Below are 18,738 nucleotides of genomic sequence, written 5' to 3' on the forward strand. Positions count from 1 at the left end.
GTGCGGTGTGGTGTCGCAGCGCCATGCTCCATAGCCTTCATGATAGTCGCGAATTACGGATTGCCAGTGCGGTGCAGATCAGCCTTCACACAATTTGGTAGCAGCTGGCGAAGCCTGCGTTCGGCTGCGCAGCAGTCGTAAATCCTGACGCTACGGTTTACCGGCAGAATCGCGGTGCAAGATTTTACGACTGCTGCGCAGCCGAACGCAGGCTTCGCCAGCTGCTACAAGTTATGTGGTGGTTTCTGATATCAGGGCTGCCAATACGTCTGTCACCGACCCAAACTCCCGATCAACCCCCGGCAACACCGGCCGCTGCAAAACGATCACCGGCACCCCTCGCTCCCGTGCCACTTCCAGCTTCGGCTCGGTCGCGGTGCTGCCGCTGTTCTTGCTGATCAGTACATCAATTTGCCGACGTTCAAACAGTTCACGTTCATCCTCGATCAGAAACGGTCCACGCGCGCCGATGACTTCGCAACGTTCGTTGCCGGGGTAAACGTCCAGGGCACGCAGGGTCCAGAATTGTTCTGATGGTATTTCGTGCAGATGCTGCAACGGTTCACGACCAAGGGTGAACAGCGGTCGCCGGAACGGTTCCAACGCTTCGATCAACTCGGCCCAGTCGCTGACATCTCGCCAGTCATCCCCAGCCTGTGGTTGCCAGGCCGGGCGCCTTAACGCCCAGCAGGCAATACCGCTCAACCGCGCAGCGATGGCGGCGTTCTGGCTGATTTGTGCGGCGTAGGGGTGGGTGGCGTCCAGCAGCAGATCGATCCCTTCATCGCGAATGAACTGCGCCAGACCTTCAGCACCGCCGTAACCGCCAACGCGAACCTGACAGATCAGGTCTGTCGGCACACGCCCGACGCCGGCCAGGCTATAGATGTGTTCTGACCCGAGGGTTCGAGCGATGGCCAAGGCTTCCGTCACGCCACCCAGCAACAACACGCGCTTCATTGAAAAGCTCCCGCATGGCCAACAATCCCGCCCTGGCGATCGATGGCAAATACTTCAACCTGAACCTGCGCCGGCACCACGCTGCGGGCAAAGTCCAACGCGTGCTGACACACCGCATCACCCAGGGCGATGCCCGCCGCACTGGCCATCGCCAAGGCTTGCTGACTGGTGTTGGCCTCGCGAATCCCTTGCTGCAATACCTCATCGGCGCCAATCGCCGCCGCCCACTCGGCCAGTTGCGGCAGGTCGATGCTCGAATGTCGGCTGTGCAAATCCATATGCCCGGCCGCCAGTTTGCTGATTTTGCCGAAACCACCGCAGAGGCTGAGTTTATCCACAGGCACTTTGCGCAGATGTTTGAGCACGGCGCCGACGAAGTCGCCCATTTCGATCAGGGCGATTTCCGGCAGGTCGTAGACCCGGCGCATGGTGTCTTCGCTGGCATTGCCGGTGCACGCGGCGATGTGCAGGTAGCCGTTGGTTTTTGCGACGTCGATGCCCTGATGGATCGACGCAATGTAGGCCGCACAGGAAAACGGCCGGACGATGCCGCTGGTGCCGAGAATCGACAAACCGCCAAGAATCCCCAGGCGCGGGTTCATGGTTTTCAAGGCCAGCGCTTCACCGTCCTCGACGTTGACGGTGACTTCGAAGCCGCCGCTGTAGCCGAGTTCGTCGGCCAGCAGGGTCAAGTGGTCGGTGATCATCTTGCGCGGCACCGGGTTGATCGCGGGTTCGCCGACGCCCAGCACCAGCCCCGGCCGGGTCACCGTGCCGACACCGCGACCGGCATTGAAGCGAATACCCGGCGCCGTGTTCAGTCGCACCTGGGAATAGAGCAGCGCACCGTGGGTCACGTCCGGATCGTCGCCGGCGTCCTTGATGGTTCCGGCTTCGGCACCATCTTCCAGCAACCGGCAGAACTCCAGACGCATCTGTACCTGCTTGCCTTTGGGTAGGACGATTTCCACTGCGTCCGAATGCGTACCTTCCAGCAACAAACGTGCAGCCGCCAGACTGGTGGCGGTGGCGCAGCTGCCGGTGGTCAGGCCGCTGCGCAACGGTGCGGGTTGTTCGGCGGTTTCGTCACGCATCGAAAGGCTTCGTCACTTCCAGCAAGGTAATCGGCAACGCCTGACGCCAGGTATCGAAGTCTCCCAGCGGTTGGGCTTGAGCGATATGGATTCGCGTCAGTTCCCCGCCGTGCTGCTCGCGCCAGGCCATCAAGGTCATTTCACTTTGTAGCGTGACGGCGTTGGCGATCAGTCGACCGCCGGGTTTGAGTTGTGCCCAGCAGGTGTCGAGTACGCCTTCGCGGGTGACGCCGCCACCGATGAAAATCGCGTCCGGGCGCTCCAGTCCGTCCAGGGCTTGAGGTGCACTGCCTCGAATCAATTGCAGGCCGGGCACGCCGAGCGCATCGCGGTTGTGCTCGATCAACAACTGCCGACTTTCATCGGCTTCGATGGACAGCGTTCGGCAACTCGGATGGGCGCGCATCCACTCGATGCCGATCGAACCGCTGCCGGCACCGACGTCCCACATCAACTCACCGGGCACCGGGGCCAGGCGAGCGAGCGTGATGGCGCGCACGTCGCGCTTGGTCAGTTGGCCGTCGTGCTTGAAGGCTGAGTCCGGCAGACCGGCCAATCGGGAGAGGCGCGGCGTATTGGGTTCGGCGATGCACTCGATGGCGATCAGGTTCAGATCGGCGATCACAGGGTTGTTCCAGTCATTGGCGACACCCTCGATGCGTCGTTCGGCTGCACCGCCCAGATGTTCCAGCACGGTGAGGCGACTCGCCCCGAAACCGCGCTCACGCAATAACGTCGCGATCGCGGCCGGGCTCTGACCGTCGTTGCTCAACACCAGCAAGCGAACACCGCTGAACAACTGCGCATTGAGTGCGGCGATGGGGCGGGCAACCACCGAAAGCGTGACCACATCCTGCAACGGCCAGCCCATTCGCGCTGCTGCCAGCGAGCAGGAGGAGGGCGCCGGCAGTATCAGCATTTCATCGTTGGGCAGTTTCCGGGCAAGGCTTGCACCCACGCCAAAGAACATCGGATCGCCGCTGGCCAGTACGCAGACCGGTTCGCCGCGCAGCGCCAAAACCGGATCAAGGGAGAAAGGGCTGGGCCACAATTGCCGCTCGCCACGGATGCACGCCGGCAGCAAATCCAGTTGCCGCTGACCGCCAATGATCCGCGAAGCGCGCAGCAGAGTGTGCCGGGCGTTTTTGCCCAGGCCCTTGAAGCCGTCTTCGCCGATTCCCACTACTGTCAGCCAGGAGGCCATGTTGTTCCTCAACCCAATGTTCATGTTCAAAGGCGGCATGATAGCGCGGCTTCTGTCATCTGACGCGGATCTGTGCCCGAGACAGGAGAACTCCGAGTTGCAGACACTTAATGTTGAGGAAAAATTGTTTGTTGAATGGGAGGTTTTGGTAGTTTGGTTTGTGTTTTGGTTGCGCGATTTTATAGGTAATAAGTAGGCGGCCAATAGTTGATGTTGGCTGCGACACTATCAAGGATGAAAGAAACTTATATGGATAACGTGTTAGCTAGAAGTGTCATCGAGCATGATGCGCTGATGATGAATAATGTGCTGCTGACCGGCATTGCCGGCCAGACGATCGCCGACAATAGCTTTGTCAAAAATTGCATTTATCTGGCCCAGCGTGGCGCGGATAAAGTCGCAAAGAGCGAGACGCAGCCGGGGCCTTGGTTCGATCATTACGCCGGTATGTTCTGGTCAATGGATTGGACGCTTGCCGAGCCTGTCGAGTACATCGAACCGCAGTTTTCGGGCAGTTTGAAACAGGCATGGTTGAACGTGGCACGTCCCTACCTCTCCAGCGCTCAAATAGCTCAGGTTGGAGCCGTACTTGGAAAGCTGGAGAGTGATGCCAAGTTGCTGGCGAAGATGGCGGGTTTAAGTGGGAAAATAGCCGGATTCAACATTGTACCGGTCAGTTATAAACCCAACGGAGATCTGGAAATGGTGGTCAGTCATGTCAGGTTGATCAAGTTGGGCATCTCTACTCCCTATCTGTTCTGGACGATAGACCAGAGTCTGTCCCAATTGGATATCCGGATTCGGCGGTTGGAGATCAAGCGTCGAGACATGGACGCCATTCGACATCGCGTGGAAGAAGACACTCGAGCCCTTGCGCTTGAGTTCAGCGAGTACGAGCTCTAATCCACGCAGACCGAAGCATTCTTTTGCTTGATTGATACTTCGGCAGCGTTTCCGACCGGCAGACTTTTCATGCCCTCGGGCAAAGCAGGCATAATGGCAGCCCTTCGCCCTTCACGCGCATCCAGTCAGCCGGTCACTCATTGAACGAACGCCCGATGTCCACCGCTTTACGCCCCTCGGCCTGCCCGGGGTTGCTGCGTATCGTCCAGGCACTGGACGGCGGTATCTGCCGGATCAAGTTGAATGGTGGTTCGATCAGTGCGGCTCAGGCCAACGCGGTGGCCAGTGCTGCCGAAAGGTTCGCCGGCGGCGTGATCGAGGCGACCAACCGCGCCAATCTGCAAATTCGCGGGATCGGCAGTGAACATGGCGCCTTGATCGATGGCCTGATGGCTGCCGGGCTGGGGCCAAGCATCGCCGCTGGCGACGATGTACGTAATCTGATGCTCAGCCCAAGTGCAGGCATTGATCAGCAGATGCTGTTCGACACGCGTCCGTTGGCTGAACAGATCCTCGCCACCTTGCAAAGTCATGAACGCTTCCACGACCTCAGCGCCAAGTTTGCCGTGCAACTGGATGGCGGCGAAGGCTTGGCGATGCTCGAACATCCCCATGACCTGTGGTTGTCCGCCACTGAGCGAGACGGCGAGCTGGTTTTTGCATTCGGTCTGGCAGGGTGTCCCGTGGATACGCCTGCGGGCGCGGTGTCATTGGAGCAGGGCCATGCGCTGGTGGTCGCGGTGCTTGAGTTGTTTCTTGACCTGGCGCGTCCCGAGCAGACACGCATGCGGCATCTGCTCGCTGAATGCTCGCTTGACGGGTTTCTCGCTCGTCTGGCCGAGCGTGTGCCGTTGATGCCCATCAAGGGTCGGCAGCGCAAGGTAAGTCCGAGTGCCTTGCACATCGGCGCTCATCCACAGCGCGACGCCGAGCATGTGTATATAGGCGCGGTGCCGCCGCTGGGCCGTCTCAATCCCGCGATGCTCAGAGGTGCTGCACAACTGGCGCGTGACCACGGCGACGGCAGCCTGCGTTTCACACCTTGGCAAAGCCTGTTGTTACCCGGTGTCCATGTCGACGATGCGCCGCAAGTTATCCACAACCTTGAACAACTCGGCCTGCGTTGTTCCGCCGACGATGCCTTGGCGCATCTGATCGCCTGCACCGGCTCGACGGGTTGCGGCAAAGGCCTGGCCGACACCAAGGGCGATGCGCGACAACTGGCGGCGCTGCTGCAACGTCACGGCCAGACACTGAACGTGCATCTGTCCGGCTGCCAGCGTTCCTGCGCGGCCGCGCACATCGCGCCGGTCACGTTGCTGGCGGTTTCTCCCGGTCACTACGATCTCTATTTTCGCGATGCAGCGCAGCCGCGTTTCGGCGCGCTGCACGCACACAACCTTACTATTGAAGCGGTCGCAGCCTTGCTCGACGCCCGCTCACGGAGCCCCCTTGATGCTTGATTACATCCGCGACGGTCAGGAGATCTATCGCAACTCCTTCGCGATCATTCGTGCCGAGGCCAATCTCGAGCGTATTCCGGCCGATCTGGAGAAACTCGCGGTCCGTGTGATCCACGCCTGCGGCATGGTCGACGCCATCGACGGCCTGCAATTTTCCGAAGGCGCGGGCAAGGCCGGGCGTGATGCGCTGGCCGCCGGTGCACCGATTCTGTGTGATGCGCGGATGGTCAGTGAAGGTGTGACCCGCACGCGTTTGCCTGCGAACAACGAAGTCATCTGCACCCTGCGCGATGAAAGCGTTCCGGAGCTTGCCCGCGAGCTGGGTAACACCCGCTCCGCCGCCGCGCTGGAACTGTGGCGCCCACACCTGGAAGGCAGCGTGGTGGTGATCGGCAACGCGCCGACCGCGCTGTTTTATCTGCTGGAAATGCTCGACGCCGGCGCGCCGAAACCGGCACTGATCCTCGGCTTCCCGGTGGGCTTCGTCGGCGCCGCCGAATCCAAAGCAGCGCTCGCGGCAGACAGCCGTGGCGTGCCTTTCGTCATCATGCAGGGCCGGCTGGGCGGTAGCGCCATGGCCGCCGCCGCCGTCAATGCCCTCGCTACGGAGATCGAATGATGCAGCAACCTGGACGTTTGATCGGCTTGGGCGTCGGCCCTGGTGATCCGGAGCTGATTACCGTTAAAGCCCTGCGCCTGCTGCGTGAGTCGCCGGTGGTGGCGTACTTCGTCGCCAAGGGCAAAAAAGGCAACGCGTTCGGCATCATTGAGGCGCATTTGCAGGACGCGCAAACGCTGCTGCCGCTGGTTTATCCGGTGACCACAGAAGCGTTGCCCGCGCCGCTGTCGTACGAACAAGTGATCAGCGATTTCTACGATGCGGCCGGCGAAGCACTCGCCGCGCACTTGGACGCTGGCCGTGACGTGGCGGTGATCTGCGAAGGCGATCCGTTCTTCTACGGCTCCTACATGTACCTGCACGATCGACTGGCGGAACGTTATGAGGCCGAAGTCGTGCCGGGCGTTTGCTCAATGCTCGGCGGCGCTTCGGTGCTCGGCGCGCCGCTGGTGTATCGCAATCAGAGTTTGTCAGTGCTGTCGGGTGTGTTGCCCGCCGACGATCTCAAACGTCGTCTGGCCGATGCCGATGCTGCCGTGATCATGAAGCTTGGGCGCAACTTCCCCAAGGTCCGTCAGGTACTCGAAGAACTCGGGCTGGCGGAACGTGCGCTGTACGTTGAACGCGCGACCATGGCCAACCAGAAAATCGTTCCGCTGGATCAGGTCGAACCGATGTCCTCGCCCTACTTCTCGCTGATCATTGTGCCCGGTGAAAGGTGGCAAGGCTGATGGCCCGTCCAGTTCCGGCGATTGTCATTCTGGGCAATGGCAGCCTCGCGACCGCGCGCAAGATTGCGCAGCTGTACCCTGGCGCATTGATCCATGGCCTGGCCGAACGGGTGGAGGGCGCGGACCGCGTTTATCACGAGTTCGGCGCCACCTTGCGTGAGTTCTATCAGCAGGACACGCCGATCATCGCCTTGTGCGCTGCGGGCATCGTGATCCGAACGCTGGCCCCGCTTCTGCTGGAAAAAGGCGCCGAGCCGCCAGTGCTGGCCGTGGCTGAAGACGGCAGCGCCGTGGTGCCGCTGCTCGGCGGCCTCGGTGGCGTGAACGTCATGGCGCGAGAGATTGCTGCCGGTCTCGAGGTTGCTGCGGCGATCACCACCAGTGGTGAATTGCGCTTCGGCACCTGCCTGCTCAATCCACCCAGCGGTTACGCCCTCGGCGATCTGGAACTGGGCAAGCGCTTCGTCTCGGATTTGCTCGCCGGCCAAAGCGTACGCGTCGAAGGGGCTGCGCCGTGGCTGGCGCACGCGCAGTTGCCGGAAGATCCTCAAGCGCAGCTGTCGATCCATGTCGGTCATGCCGAACGTGCGCCTGCAGCCAATGAATTGATGATCTACCCGCGCAATGTGTTGGTGGCGGTGAGCGGTGAGGTCGCGGATCTGTCAGGCGCTATTCGCGCGACCCTACATCAAGCGAAAATCGCCGTGCAATCGGTGGCGTGCCTGTTGGCCAGCGACCTGCACATGACCAATTCGGCGCTGCGCGAAGCGGCACTAGAGCTGGGCGTGCCGCTGCGGTTTGCGTCGGTCAGCGGCGGCGTTAGCGAGTTGTCCCGCCACACCGTGCCGAACGCTACCATCGTGTCAGTGGATACCGGCATTGCCATCGCGGTGGCCACTCAGCCGCTGAACCCTGCGCAAATCGGCCGTGCACGCGGTCGTCTGGCGGTAATCGGTCTGGGCCCTGGCGCCGCCGAACTGATGGTGCCAGCGGTCAAGGCTGAACTGGCCAGGGCCACCGACGTGCTCGGCTACGAAACCTACGTGCGCATGGCCGGGCCGTTCCGCGAAGACCAAGTGCTGCATTGCACCGACAACCGCGAAGAGATGCAGCGTGCCCGTCACGCCTTCGAGCTGGCGGCGCAAGGCCGTTCGGTGATTGTGGTGTCGTCCGGTGATCCCGGCGTGTTCGCCATGGCGGCGGCAGTGCTTGAAGCGTTGCATGAGTCGAGTGAGCCGAGCTGGCACAGCGTCGATCTGGAAATCCTGCCGGGTGTTTCCGCTTCGCTGGCGACCGCTGCGCAGGCCGGTGCGCCGTTGGGGCATGACTTCTGCGTGATGTCGCTGTCGGACAACCTCAAGCCCTGGGCGATCATCGAGAAGCGTCTGGACCTTGCCGCCGAAGCTGACCTGGCGCTGGCGTTCTACAACCCGATCTCCCGCGCGCGGCCATGGCAACTGGGCCAGGCCCTGGCAATTGTCGGCCGGCATCGCACACCGGAAACGGTGGTGGTGCTGGGCCGTGACATTGGCCGCCCTGGCCAGACGTTGCGGGTCACCACGCTCGGCGAACTGACTCCCGACCAGGTCGACATGCGCACCATGGTGCTGATCGGCTCGTCCACCACCAGTGCATTTCCTCGTGCCGAGGGTGGTGAGTGGGTGTATACGCCGCGTTGGTACGGTATCAAGCCTGCCTCCTGAACCACAGCGGCCCCGCGAGGGCCGTTTTCACTTAATACATTCCCGTCTGCTGGTTTGGCACTTTCACTTTGGCGTTGATGCGTCATTTATTTCACCAGTCGTTGTGGGATTTATGACTCTCGCCACGACGAATTAATACTGTGTTCTGTCGCTGCTTTCTTCCTTTATGCAGTGCTTTTTTTGCAGTCGAAAACGTCGGCGTTGCGCATGAGTCACAACGCCGCCTGTTTGTTGATGGTCTCGACGATTTTGTTTGTCTAAGTGCGATTGTTTAAGTCAGTAATATAAGGTTTTATTATTTTCAAATTTGATTGTATTGAAATTAATTGAATTTCTTCGGGTTTGAAATGCGTGCTTTTGCGATTTAGTTTTGTCTCGTGTGAAGTAGTTGCTTCACGTGTTGATCTGGTCTCGCTCAAAAATACGAAAGGGTTGACGTTATCGTCGAGCGGTATTTGCGTGGCCGGCTTACAGAACTTAATTGCATGTATTGAAGCTGGAGAGTGCCTTGTCTAATAGTCATTTGGATATTCCGTATGTCGGTGAATATGTAAAGTTCGCAAAACTTTTTAATCTTAAAGATCTTGAGCAGGCGTTAATTTCGCACAAAGGTACCGACGAGTATGATGCCGTCTTCAGGTATTACTCAGGCTGCATCGACTTGCTCGATTCGCCCAGGATGCTGGAGCCGCTGGGCCTGTTGAAGCAGGCTTTGGCCTCTTTTGCCGGGCCTGAGGGTCGACCACGACGAACGACTGAGTCGATTCCTCCCAAGAGCGCGGCCCCCGACGTGACAGACATCTACGAACGGCTCGAAGGTTTCGAGGCTCGTTTGTCGAGCGGTGTGCAGCAATTGCAAACTCCAAAGACCGACGTTCCGGACAATCTGCACTTCGTCTGGCTCGGCGGCGGTATAGGAAATATCCAGCGCGACTACATCAATATCTGGAAGCAGACATTGTCTGGGCAGGGTTACACCCTCAAACTCTGGTACGACAGCGATGCATTGCTGGCCTACGAAACCAATCGGATTATTGTCGAGGCGGCCAAGGCTGACGCCATGCTTGATGGCGGGCAGGCCAGTAGTACCGCTATTGAACTAGGCGATAAATATGAAGAGCGGGTCATTGCTCTCAAGCAGCAGATGTTTGCGCACATTAATAAAGCGGTAGCGCGCGGAGAGAGCGCCGACGACGCCAGGATCGATCTGTTGGTTCGAGCCTATAGCCAAGATGAAGGACGGTTGAAAGTACTCAGGGAAAATAACCACCAGAGTCTGCTGTCGTTGAGCGAGGGCGCTATTGTTCTTCGCGATCTCGCCACCGAGGCGACACCCTTGTACTTGCAGGACATCTACGCGCGAGAAATCAGCTTGCGTGGCAACTTTGCCGCCGCCTCCGATATTGTTCGCGCCGAGGCACTGTTCGCCGACGGTGGCAGTTATGCAGACGTCGATTACCTGCCGCCGCTGTTAGAAAAGCTGGGCGGGGTGGATATCAGCCGGTTTGGCTCGGATGCACGCCTGGGTGTTTTGCAGCTGATACTTGACCACCGTCCTGAGTGGATGCCGGGGCGGCAGGTTATACGCAGCAAGTACACAAACTATTTCGAGCAAATTCCCCAGGAGCACCGTGAGGTGCTGGAGAGTTTTGCCAAGAGCAGCCCTGATATCAGCAGTGTTTTCCGGCGCCCGGCAGAGCGGCAGGTGCGACCGGATGGACTGCGTGCCGTCGCCGTACAAAGCACGACGAGTAACGCGTTCATGATGGCTCATCCCGGGTCAGCGATGCTTAAGGCCGTTCTTGACCGTTTCAGGCTTAACTATGAGGTGGTTGATGCTACCGCCTGGTTAGCCATTGAACGAAAGATTGCGCTTGTCGACGCTCAGGCAGTCATTCAGGTTGCCAAGGAGGTGGTCGAGAAAAAGTTCGGGCCCTTGCATGAACTGTCGAGTGAGGAAGAAATAGCGGTCAGTTTTTTGATGGAAGCGGCCGCTACTTACTATAGCGACGGTATCCGTCCTCAGAGTGAAGTGACCATTTATCTGACCGGGCCTGCTGCGATGCGCGATGGGCTGGCGGATTACGAAAAAAAGCATTTCACCCCACGGGGCGCTGAAGCTTCGAGGGCAGAAGTCGCCATACCACCCATCGCAACCGTCAACCTGACGACCGAGGAGGAACTGGATCATTCCTGGAAGGAGAACGAGAGCGACACGGTTCAATGGCTGAATAGAGAAAAGCAGCGTTGGGAGGCCGGGCAGTTCAAAACCCGCTATGCCGGCGATGTCACACAGCTGCTCAAGTACCAGCGTATTGATTTCGATGAAGGCTGGCCGGTGATCGAAGGTCGTCATGTGTTGATCACCGATCTGTTGCAGCAACTGGCCGATGATCTCGGTGAGCCATTTCGCCAGGCGATGAGTCAGCGCCACAACGGCAGCGTGACGTTTGAAAAGCCGTTGTCCCTGAGCTTCGATGACCGGCAAGCGATCATTGCTCCGTACGCCACCATCAGCCCCCCGGCATCCCTCCCGGACGCGGCGACACAAAACCTGTCGGTGGATGAACTGCTGAGCCGGGTTGCCAAAGACCCACTGCTCACCGTGAAACTAAACCCGCTGCAACGACTGTTGCTCGGTGGGCTGTTGGGGGTCAGTGCGCTGGATAACAAGCATTTTAATGCCGCCAGTGCAACGCTTGAAAACCTTGCCAATACGATGTCGGAGTTGGGAGTCATCCACCGTTACGGGGCCATTGAACGGGAGTTGTTCAAGCAACGTCATCCGGCTTTCCTTGCCGGGTTGACGCGTGCTTCCGACCCGCCTGTGGCCTTGTCCGAAACGAGTGTTGAGCTCAAGAAACAGGCACTCGAACGCCCGCTGACGCTGGTGGAATGGGGGCGTTTGGTCGCCAGAATTCAGCACGTGGCGAAACTCGAGTACCGCGACCGGATTTTTGAACGAATCGGTGAAGTGCTGGAGATCTTTGATCACGGCAGTCTCAAATCGGTGCCCCAGGACTTGTTGCTCGAAGGATCGGGCGATCGGGTTGCCGGACGCTGTTACCCACTGGCACTGGCCATGGCTGCTGCGCTCCATAAAGGCAGCAACGCGGCAAACACCTTGCGGGAACGCTTTTACCTGGCGGTTCTCGAGCCTGAAGCCGGCGACTCAAGGGGGTTTGTGAACATGATCGAGGAGCTGCGCGACATCCCGGTCAATGAACCAGGCAAGCCATTGATGCGCTCCGATCTGACTCAGATCGTAGCGATGCTGGAAGAAAAAACGGCCACGACCACCCTGATGCTCAACTCGGACAACCACTCGATGCTGGTTGCGAAAACGCTTGAGGGGTCGCACGGCGCTTACCTGCTCTACGATCCGAATTTCGGGATCTTCGAGTTTGCGACTGCCGGGGCGTTCAGCGAGGCGCTGACGCACTTTTTCATCCGCAAGGAGATGGCCAGGCATTACGCCGCCTTTGGGGATGTGGCACGTCCGACTTTTGACTTGATCGAACTCAATGGCGCAGGGCTGAACGCCATGGTGCTTGCGTCCGGTGCTCAGGTCTCAAGCCTGTCGGAGTCGGGAGCGTTGCCTGAGCACGCGCCGCAGGTAAGGCAACGGCTGGCCAGTGCCCGGGGGCAGTCGTTGGTCAACAATGCGGCGCTGGGCAGTTCATTGCTGGAACTGGACGCGCACTGGTGGGGTGGGCAGATCGCGCAGGCGACACGGCAGTTGCAGGAGCAACACGGGCTGGCGTCGGACTCTGTTGCGTTATTCGAGACACTGGAGATAACCCCAACAGGGGAATACACAATCAGTCTGGTCAACACCGATGCCGGGCAGACCATTGAGCGTGTCACCACCAGCGATCACCGGTTCCTGAGAATTAAAAACTTCCTCTCCGAAACCTTCCATTCATTGGCCGCTCGCCCGCGTGCGCCGGTCAATCCGCTTGATCCGACGGACGCCGGCAGCGTCCATACGCTCAATGCCGGTTTCACCATACAGGCCCTGATGAATGCGCTGCGACATCACGAGGGCGCGGCCAGCGGTGGTGACAAGGCCCTGACCACCGCCATTCGCCTGCATGCCTACGTGAACTATGCCCAGCTGGCCCATGGCAACGTAGTGGACGTTATTGGTGTGATCAAACTGGTCCGCCAGGCACTGGACGATGAAAAGCTGATCGCCAGGACCAGCGCGCCGTTAGTGCGCAGGGCGTTGGGGCATATCGCCAACGAAGGGGTCGGTACGGTATTGGGGATGGTGAATGTCGGGTTTGATATTTACCAGTTGAGCCATGCCACCAATGAGATTGAAAAGGCGCAGTTCGGGACGCAGTTGGCCTTCGACTCCGCGAGTACGGTGTTGGGCGCAGCGGGTCTGGGGGCAGCCCTGGCTGGCGCGGGTACGGTGGCCGCGGTGCTGGGGGGCGCCGGGGTGATTCTTGGCGGGTTGGCAGTGGGCGTTACTGCGCTGGCCGAAGGTTTTGCGACGATTGCGGAGGAAGCCAAGGAGGTCGCGCAGTTTTTTGATGGGCTTGAAAAGGCGTATGTACAAGGCGGCTATCACCTGGACAAGGCGTCGAATGCCTGGATGGCGAATCCCTTGCTGGTGTTTGCCGATTTGGATTTGCACGCATCCACCGTCCATTTTGACAGCCCGAAACTGTTCCCGCTTCGGAACCATTTCGGGGTCCCGGATTACGATGTGGATTTCAACCGCGCCATCGATATTCGTCAGGGTCTTGGGTTGCCGGACTCGGCGCGTTTCTCACCACAGGCAGGACAGATCATCGTTCTGCCCTGCAGACCCAAGACCTGGTATGGCTACAGATACAAGTTGCTGCCGTTTGTCACGTTTCGTCATGCCGGCGGTTACGACACGGCACGTCGACTGGAGAAAAAGAACGAACAGGGGCAATGGCAGTTTCTGTTTTCGTTCTACTCGTTTCCCGGTGAGTACGTGGTCAACCGGCTGATCCCGGCCTACCAGCCAACGGTATTCAACGTTCGTCTCGATAACGTCGAGCGTTCACTCGCGGTACCTGCGTTGCCGAAGATGTGGCACGGGCTGGTGTCCTATCGGGTAGAAGGCGCAGGTGCTCAATGTTCCGTGTTGCTCAATCCTGGGGTGAGCCTTGAACTCGCCGCACCCGGTCACATTGCTATGCAATGGGTGCTGCTGACTCCATGGCTGGCCGAGAAAGACATCCGGATAGAAGTGGAGGGACACCTGGTTTTGGGGACGCAGTATGTGACGTTCAGTGGCGGTGGCGTTCACCATGTATTGCTTAAGCTGGCGGATAACAAAATCGTGCGTGTAGATCTTGCTGCCCGCAAGCTTGAAGTGGTCGAAGAAGAGGCCGATCCGGCCCTCGGGGAACAAGCGTTGCTGGATCACTTCAAGACACTGGCCCATGAGCATCGCCTGGCCATGTCTTACACCCCCGTTCGCAACTTCGTGGTGCCGTTCGAAAAGCCGGACGAACCCAGGACGGTAACCGCGTATTACGACTCGGAGCAGGATCGTTTTCTGTACATCCGCGACCCGGATGTCCTGATGTCGGATGAGGTGATATTGGGCGCGGTGGTGGAGGGCTCGGCTTACTTCTATCACCCCAAGATTTTCTATGTCTGGCAGGTCGATGCGATCACCGGCACGCTGGTTCAGCGCTATCGTTTGCTTATTGGAGATGACCTGACGATTGTCCGCTTCGAGGCCGTGACCCATGGCGGCATTCAGATCGTGCAGCAGATCACTGGAAAGGCCGGCCAGCGCGATGAGCTGACCTATGTGATCCATAACCGGGCCGTGTTGCTCAGCTCGATCACCCGCGGTCAGGATCCTGCGTTGCAGATCGTTTTGAAGGCTGACACGCTGAAGGACTGGAAGCAGGTGCTGGGCGACTATGTGTTGCTGGCAGAGTCCGCCAATACAGTGAACTGGCGTCCCGGTGCACTGGTTTCGATTTGTTGGCAGATCGATGCCGAGTCGCGGGATCTGGTCTGGGTGCGCAGCAGTGATGGGTTGATTATTCGTGCACCTGCCAGGCGTCACCATGCGCGGGGATGGGCAGACTCGATCAAGGCCTTGAATGATCTTGTGCTCATTGTTCCCGCCGGTGTCGAGGGCGAAGTGTTCGTTACCTACGACAAACTTCACCAAAGCCTCATGTGTCAGCAAAGGTCGATGGTGGAGGGTCGCGCACAATGGTCGTCCAGCAACATCTCCCCCCCTGGGCTGAAAAATGTTGTCGCCGTTGAGCGGGACTATCTCGTCCTGACCGACGCTGGTCTGTTCTTTGACATTACGCCGGACGGGAATCTGAGACTCGGCGGGCTGACCGAGCACTGGTTCAAGGGAAAAACCCAATGGTGGTCGGCGTTGGAAACGGTTGCGTTGCAATACCCGGTGCCGAGTTTTGCCATCCTGGGCTTGACCGGTTTCAAAGCCGGTTTGTGCGCCTGGTACTTGGGTGGTCGGCTGCTGCTCGCTGAAATGGGGCTCGGCAAAGAAGTACGGTTGCTGAGTACTACTCCAGACAATCAGGCCACCTGTCTGTTTGATCTTTCAACCGGCAAGATTGTCCGTCAGGGTTTTATCGATCCAGACCACTTGAGCACGGCATTTGCCCAGGGAACGAAACTGTTACTGGCTGAGGCATTGCCAGCCCCGACGCAGGAATGGGCGAGCTGGACCTTTAGCGACGTAACAGTGGAAGGCTCTGGCCTGAGGGCAACGACGCTTGAAGGTGTGGAGGTGGATTTACAGTACAACGAACCGGTTCGGATTACGGGCGTTGACAGCCATTGGGTCGCGGCACTGGAAGGTGAGTTGAGTGAGGGCCTGGCGGCGCTGGCGAACGAACATCGATGCGCCGATTTTCTGTCCATCAAAGACCCTGACTACCCACAATGGTACGTGGTCCGGACCGGACGGTTGATCCGCATTCCGAAGACCGCTGTTGCTGCGCAATTCACGCTCGTCGGCACCCAGCATCAAACCAATGTGATGCTGCATGACCGCGGGGATGGTTTTTTACACACCTACCCGCAAAACAACAGGGTCGGGCCGCTCGACTATGTCCAGCGAAACGCTGAAGTACTGGTGGTCGAGGGGTCGAAAACGCGTACGGACCTGCTCCCGTTGATTGCCGATGATGTCAGCATCCTGGTGCTCAAACTGGGTCAAGGTTCAACGACCTGTCGGCTTACCAGAGCCGTGTGGTTGAAACTTGAATCGGTCATTGTCGATTGCCGTCATTCGCTCGACCACTCGCCTTCGGTTCCGGGAAAACTCATCTGGGATATCGTGGTTGCGGATCAGTTGTGGGCGAGCCGGGTCGATGAACACTTGGTGATTGTGGATGCGGACAGCGGACACAGCTTGATCTTTCGCGACGTATTCTCGAGCGATGTCATTTTGCAACGGAACGTCTTTCTGACGATGAGCGGCTATCAGTCCTTCGCAGTGTCAACACTGGTGAGTGCCCTGGCCAGGAAAGGCAGCACGAGCAGTGTGTTACTCAAAGACATTTTGCCCTCCGCAATAGTTGAAAAAATAGAAGATTGAGTTCTGACAGCCACTGACACATTGAACCTGTTCGATGTGTGAGTGGCTTTCGGCTTTTTTCATGACGAAGGTGGGCGTCACGGAACCAGGTAGCCCTTCACCCCGGTAAAGATGATCTGCGCCGCCAATGCGCAGACGAACAACCCCATCAACCGGCTGACGATCTGCAAGCCCTGGTCACCGAGAATGCGCTCGATGCGGTTGGACAGATAAAGCACTACGCCGACCGTAAAACTGGCCAGGGCAATACTGAGAATGGCCGTGAGTTTGTCGTCCCAATGAGGCTGACTCACGCCCATCACCAGCAGGGCGCCGATGGTGCCGGGGCCGACCGTCAGGGGAATGGTCAGCGGGACGATGGTCACGTCCTGCTGCACGTTGTCGGTCTGCACCGCCGACTTACCCTGAGCCATGCCCAGCGCCGAGATAAACAACACACTGCCGGCACCGATGCGGAAGGCGTCCACGGTGATGCCAAAGACACTGAAAATCACCCTCCCGAACAGGTACAGCAAGACGCTGGAGACCAGGGTGGCAGTCGCCACTTTCCAGGCCAGGCGACGTTGTTCCTTGCGCGAGTAACCGCGGGTCAGACTGATGAAGCAGGACAACACGAAGAACGGGCTGTAGAGCACCAGCATCTTCAGGTAAACGCTGAACAACACATGGAGCATGGTTTCGGCTCGCATCAAGAGAGGGGTGAGGCGAAGTCTATCAGTCGATCAATTGCGTGTGGGTATCGGGTTTCAAAAACCTTTTGTTAGTTGTCTTTATTGGCGCGCTCTCAACTAAGTAAGTAGTGTTGGTTGTTGTGGTGTGGCGGGACATGCTGTTACATGTTTTGGTTTGTTAGTGTTCGCTTGTTTGGTTATTGTTCTCTGGCAAGTTCATGAGGAGCTTGCTTGAATATAAATAAGGAGTTTATTGTGAATAGCCAAGTAGTTAGTGAAGAATATATTGCCGCCTGCGTTAGAAGTCTGCAGGAATATGAGCTGGATGATGCGATGACTATTCGCCCTCGTAGTCTGTTGACGGCGGGTGACAAGGTTGAAGAGCCGTCGAAAGCCTCTATCGTGGGCGAAGGTGTGTTGTCTTTCAGCAGTGGCCTCAATGGTGAGAATCGGTCGGATGCGCAGAATACCTTTCTCTATGCGAGCCTTGTAGCGAACAAAAAATTTCCGCAGGAATATCAGGGCAAAGAGTGGTATGAGCTGTTTCGGGAGGTCATGACCAAATCGGGCTGGACACCTGTCAGCAAGTACTACAACGACTTGCATATCAGCGGAACCAGTGTCCGCATGGACAAACTGGTGTTGGAGATTCTTGGCTCGGTGGTTGCTGGTCTTGCGCTGCCTGGTCCGACGACTGCACTGATGCTGAAAGTGGCGGGGGATGCGATTTCAGCCCTGCAAAAGCGCGATACGGCACTGACAGTTTATGAGCGAAACCTGTTGGCACATGGCGTAGGCGGAGTAACGGCCGGTGCGTGCACTGAACATAATGGCGTAGCCTTTATGGCCCTCGGTGCGGTGCGGTTTCTACGCAGGAACACGTCGACCAAAGTGCTGTTTGTGGATGTGGATACTCGTAGTGTGAAACTGTATCGCGGTGAAACATTGTTTGAGAAGAATGATCTGGTTGCCACAGCTGCTCGTGAAGTTATTGCAAACAAACTTATCGCACACACCGGCAAAATTGCTGACTATGACATCTAATTGATCTGGAAGGGCAGTCGAGTATCGGCTGCCCTTCTTTATGAACGAGGAACTGATATGAGTTGCGATTATTCAGTGTCGGTCGTTGGTGGGGCTGTCGTGATTGTTCCTGAATCTGATGGGCAGGCAGCTCATGATGATTTGGTCAATTCGGTGCTTCTGGCGCAATTGGTTGCCAATAAAAAGGTTGAAAAAGATCCAAAGGCTGATTGGTACAACGCCTATGTGGAAGTTTTAGATGACTTCTGGCTGCGGCAAACAAAGGCACGAGAGGAAAGGCTCATCACCGAGAACAGCGTCGAGTCTGCGATCGAATGGGTTGCCGCTGCGATGTCCAAAGGTGCTCCAGACGAAGGGCTAGCTACTGCCGCAACATTGGCACGGGTGGCGAGTGTGTCGGGCACTGAACCTGCAATGAGCTTGCTGCGCAGTCACGTACAAAAAACGTCCGTAGATGAATCGACTGAGGTACCTGCGCCGCCCAAGGTTGTGCGCTTGCTTGTGATTCTGGCGCGAACTCCGACCTCGTTCACAAGTGTGTACCTGGAATTCAAAACCCATCTGGAGATAAGCCCCAATCCTTTGGTGCAGCTGTATCAGGCCGAAGATGTGCAAGGCGCTGTCAGCATGCGTTACGCCCGGGTCTATCTGTCCGAAACCCTCTACGGTCGTGCGCGTATTTCTATCGCCTTGAAGGTCAGGGAAAAGCTTGACGCAAATGTTGCGATGTTGAGCCTGAGCGACGGCTCTTCGGGCATCTGATC

12 protein-coding genes are annotated in these 18,738 nt (G+C 58.1%); 8 read left to right on the forward strand and 4 right to left on the reverse strand.

Annotation, left to right across the window (positions count from 1 at the left end; translation table 11 throughout):
* Positions 1–231 precede the first annotated feature (231 nt).
* Genes AC3IUE_RS03060 through cbiE form a run of 3 tightly spaced genes read right to left on the reverse strand, consistent with a single transcriptional unit; the run spans position 232 to position 3,258 of the window.
* Complete coding sequence (locus tag AC3IUE_RS03060) at positions 232–960, reverse strand: cobalt-precorrin-6A reductase (protein ID WP_489265488.1); 729 nt, start codon at positions 958–960, stop codon at positions 232–234.
* Positions 957–2,054 carry a cobalt-precorrin-5B (C(1))-methyltransferase gene (locus tag AC3IUE_RS03065; RefSeq protein ID WP_489265490.1) on the reverse strand — a complete coding sequence of 366 codons (1,098 nt, stop codon included), beginning with the start codon at positions 2,052–2,054 and terminating at the stop codon, positions 957–959. The genes AC3IUE_RS03060 and AC3IUE_RS03065 overlap by 4 nt, the downstream gene beginning before the upstream one ends.
* Positions 2,047–3,258, reverse strand: coding sequence for a precorrin-6y C5,15-methyltransferase (decarboxylating) subunit CbiE (gene cbiE / locus AC3IUE_RS03070; protein WP_489265492.1), 1,212 nt, complete (start codon positions 3,256–3,258; stop codon positions 2,047–2,049). Before cbiE ends, AC3IUE_RS03065 begins: the two co-directional genes overlap by 8 nt.
* A gap of 249 nt (positions 3,259–3,507) precedes the next feature.
* Between cbiE and AC3IUE_RS03075 the strand changes: the two genes are divergently transcribed.
* From AC3IUE_RS03075 to AC3IUE_RS03100, 6 genes are all read left to right on the forward strand, one after another.
* A complete protein-coding gene (locus AC3IUE_RS03075; protein ID WP_489265494.1) occupies positions 3,508–4,161 on the forward strand; it encodes a hypothetical protein in 654 nt (217 codons plus the stop codon).
* A gap of 155 nt (positions 4,162–4,316) precedes the next feature.
* Positions 4,317–5,624, forward strand: coding sequence for a precorrin-3B synthase (gene cobG / locus AC3IUE_RS03080; RefSeq protein WP_489265496.1), 1,308 nt, complete (start codon positions 4,317–4,319; stop codon positions 5,622–5,624).
* On the forward strand, positions 5,617–6,243 hold the full coding sequence (locus tag AC3IUE_RS03085) for a precorrin-8X methylmutase (protein WP_008038718.1): 627 nt from the start codon (positions 5,617–5,619) through the stop codon (positions 6,241–6,243). Before cobG ends, AC3IUE_RS03085 begins: the two co-directional genes overlap by 8 nt.
* Positions 6,243–6,974, forward strand: a complete 732-nt coding sequence (locus AC3IUE_RS03090; protein WP_046044764.1) for a precorrin-2 C(20)-methyltransferase — start codon at positions 6,243–6,245, stop codon at positions 6,972–6,974. The genes AC3IUE_RS03085 and AC3IUE_RS03090 overlap by 1 nt, the downstream gene beginning before the upstream one ends.
* A complete protein-coding gene (cobJ, locus tag AC3IUE_RS03095; RefSeq protein ID WP_489265499.1) occupies positions 6,974–8,677 on the forward strand; it encodes a precorrin-3B C(17)-methyltransferase in 1,704 nt (567 codons plus the stop codon). Before AC3IUE_RS03090 ends, cobJ begins: the two co-directional genes overlap by 1 nt.
* A 679-nt stretch (positions 8,678–9,356) precedes the next feature.
* Positions 9,357–16,259 carry a TcdA/TcdB pore-forming domain-containing protein gene (locus AC3IUE_RS03100; RefSeq protein ID WP_489268747.1) on the forward strand — a complete coding sequence of 2,301 codons (6,903 nt, stop codon included), beginning with the start codon at positions 9,357–9,359 and terminating at the stop codon, positions 16,257–16,259.
* A gap of 77 nt (positions 16,260–16,336) precedes the next feature.
* Here AC3IUE_RS03100 and AC3IUE_RS03105 read toward each other — a convergent pair whose 3' ends face one another.
* Positions 16,337–16,933 (reverse strand): MarC family protein, encoded by a 597-nt coding sequence (locus AC3IUE_RS03105; protein WP_007937197.1) that lies wholly within the window; start codon positions 16,931–16,933, stop codon positions 16,337–16,339.
* A 252-nt stretch (positions 16,934–17,185) separates the two neighbouring features.
* Between AC3IUE_RS03105 and AC3IUE_RS03110 the strand changes: the two genes are divergently transcribed.
* Both AC3IUE_RS03110 and AC3IUE_RS03115 read left to right on the forward strand, forming a co-directional pair.
* Positions 17,186–17,974, forward strand: a complete 789-nt coding sequence (locus AC3IUE_RS03110) for a hypothetical protein (protein ID WP_489265501.1) — start codon at positions 17,186–17,188, stop codon at positions 17,972–17,974.
* Between the two features lie 57 nt (positions 17,975–18,031).
* Entirely contained in the window at positions 18,032–18,736 is a 705-nt protein-coding gene (locus AC3IUE_RS03115; RefSeq protein ID WP_489265503.1) for a hypothetical protein, read from the forward strand.
* Positions 18,737–18,738: the final 2 nt, after the last annotated feature.

It is taken from the genome of Pseudomonas sp. GL_093, from assembly GCF_057837605.1.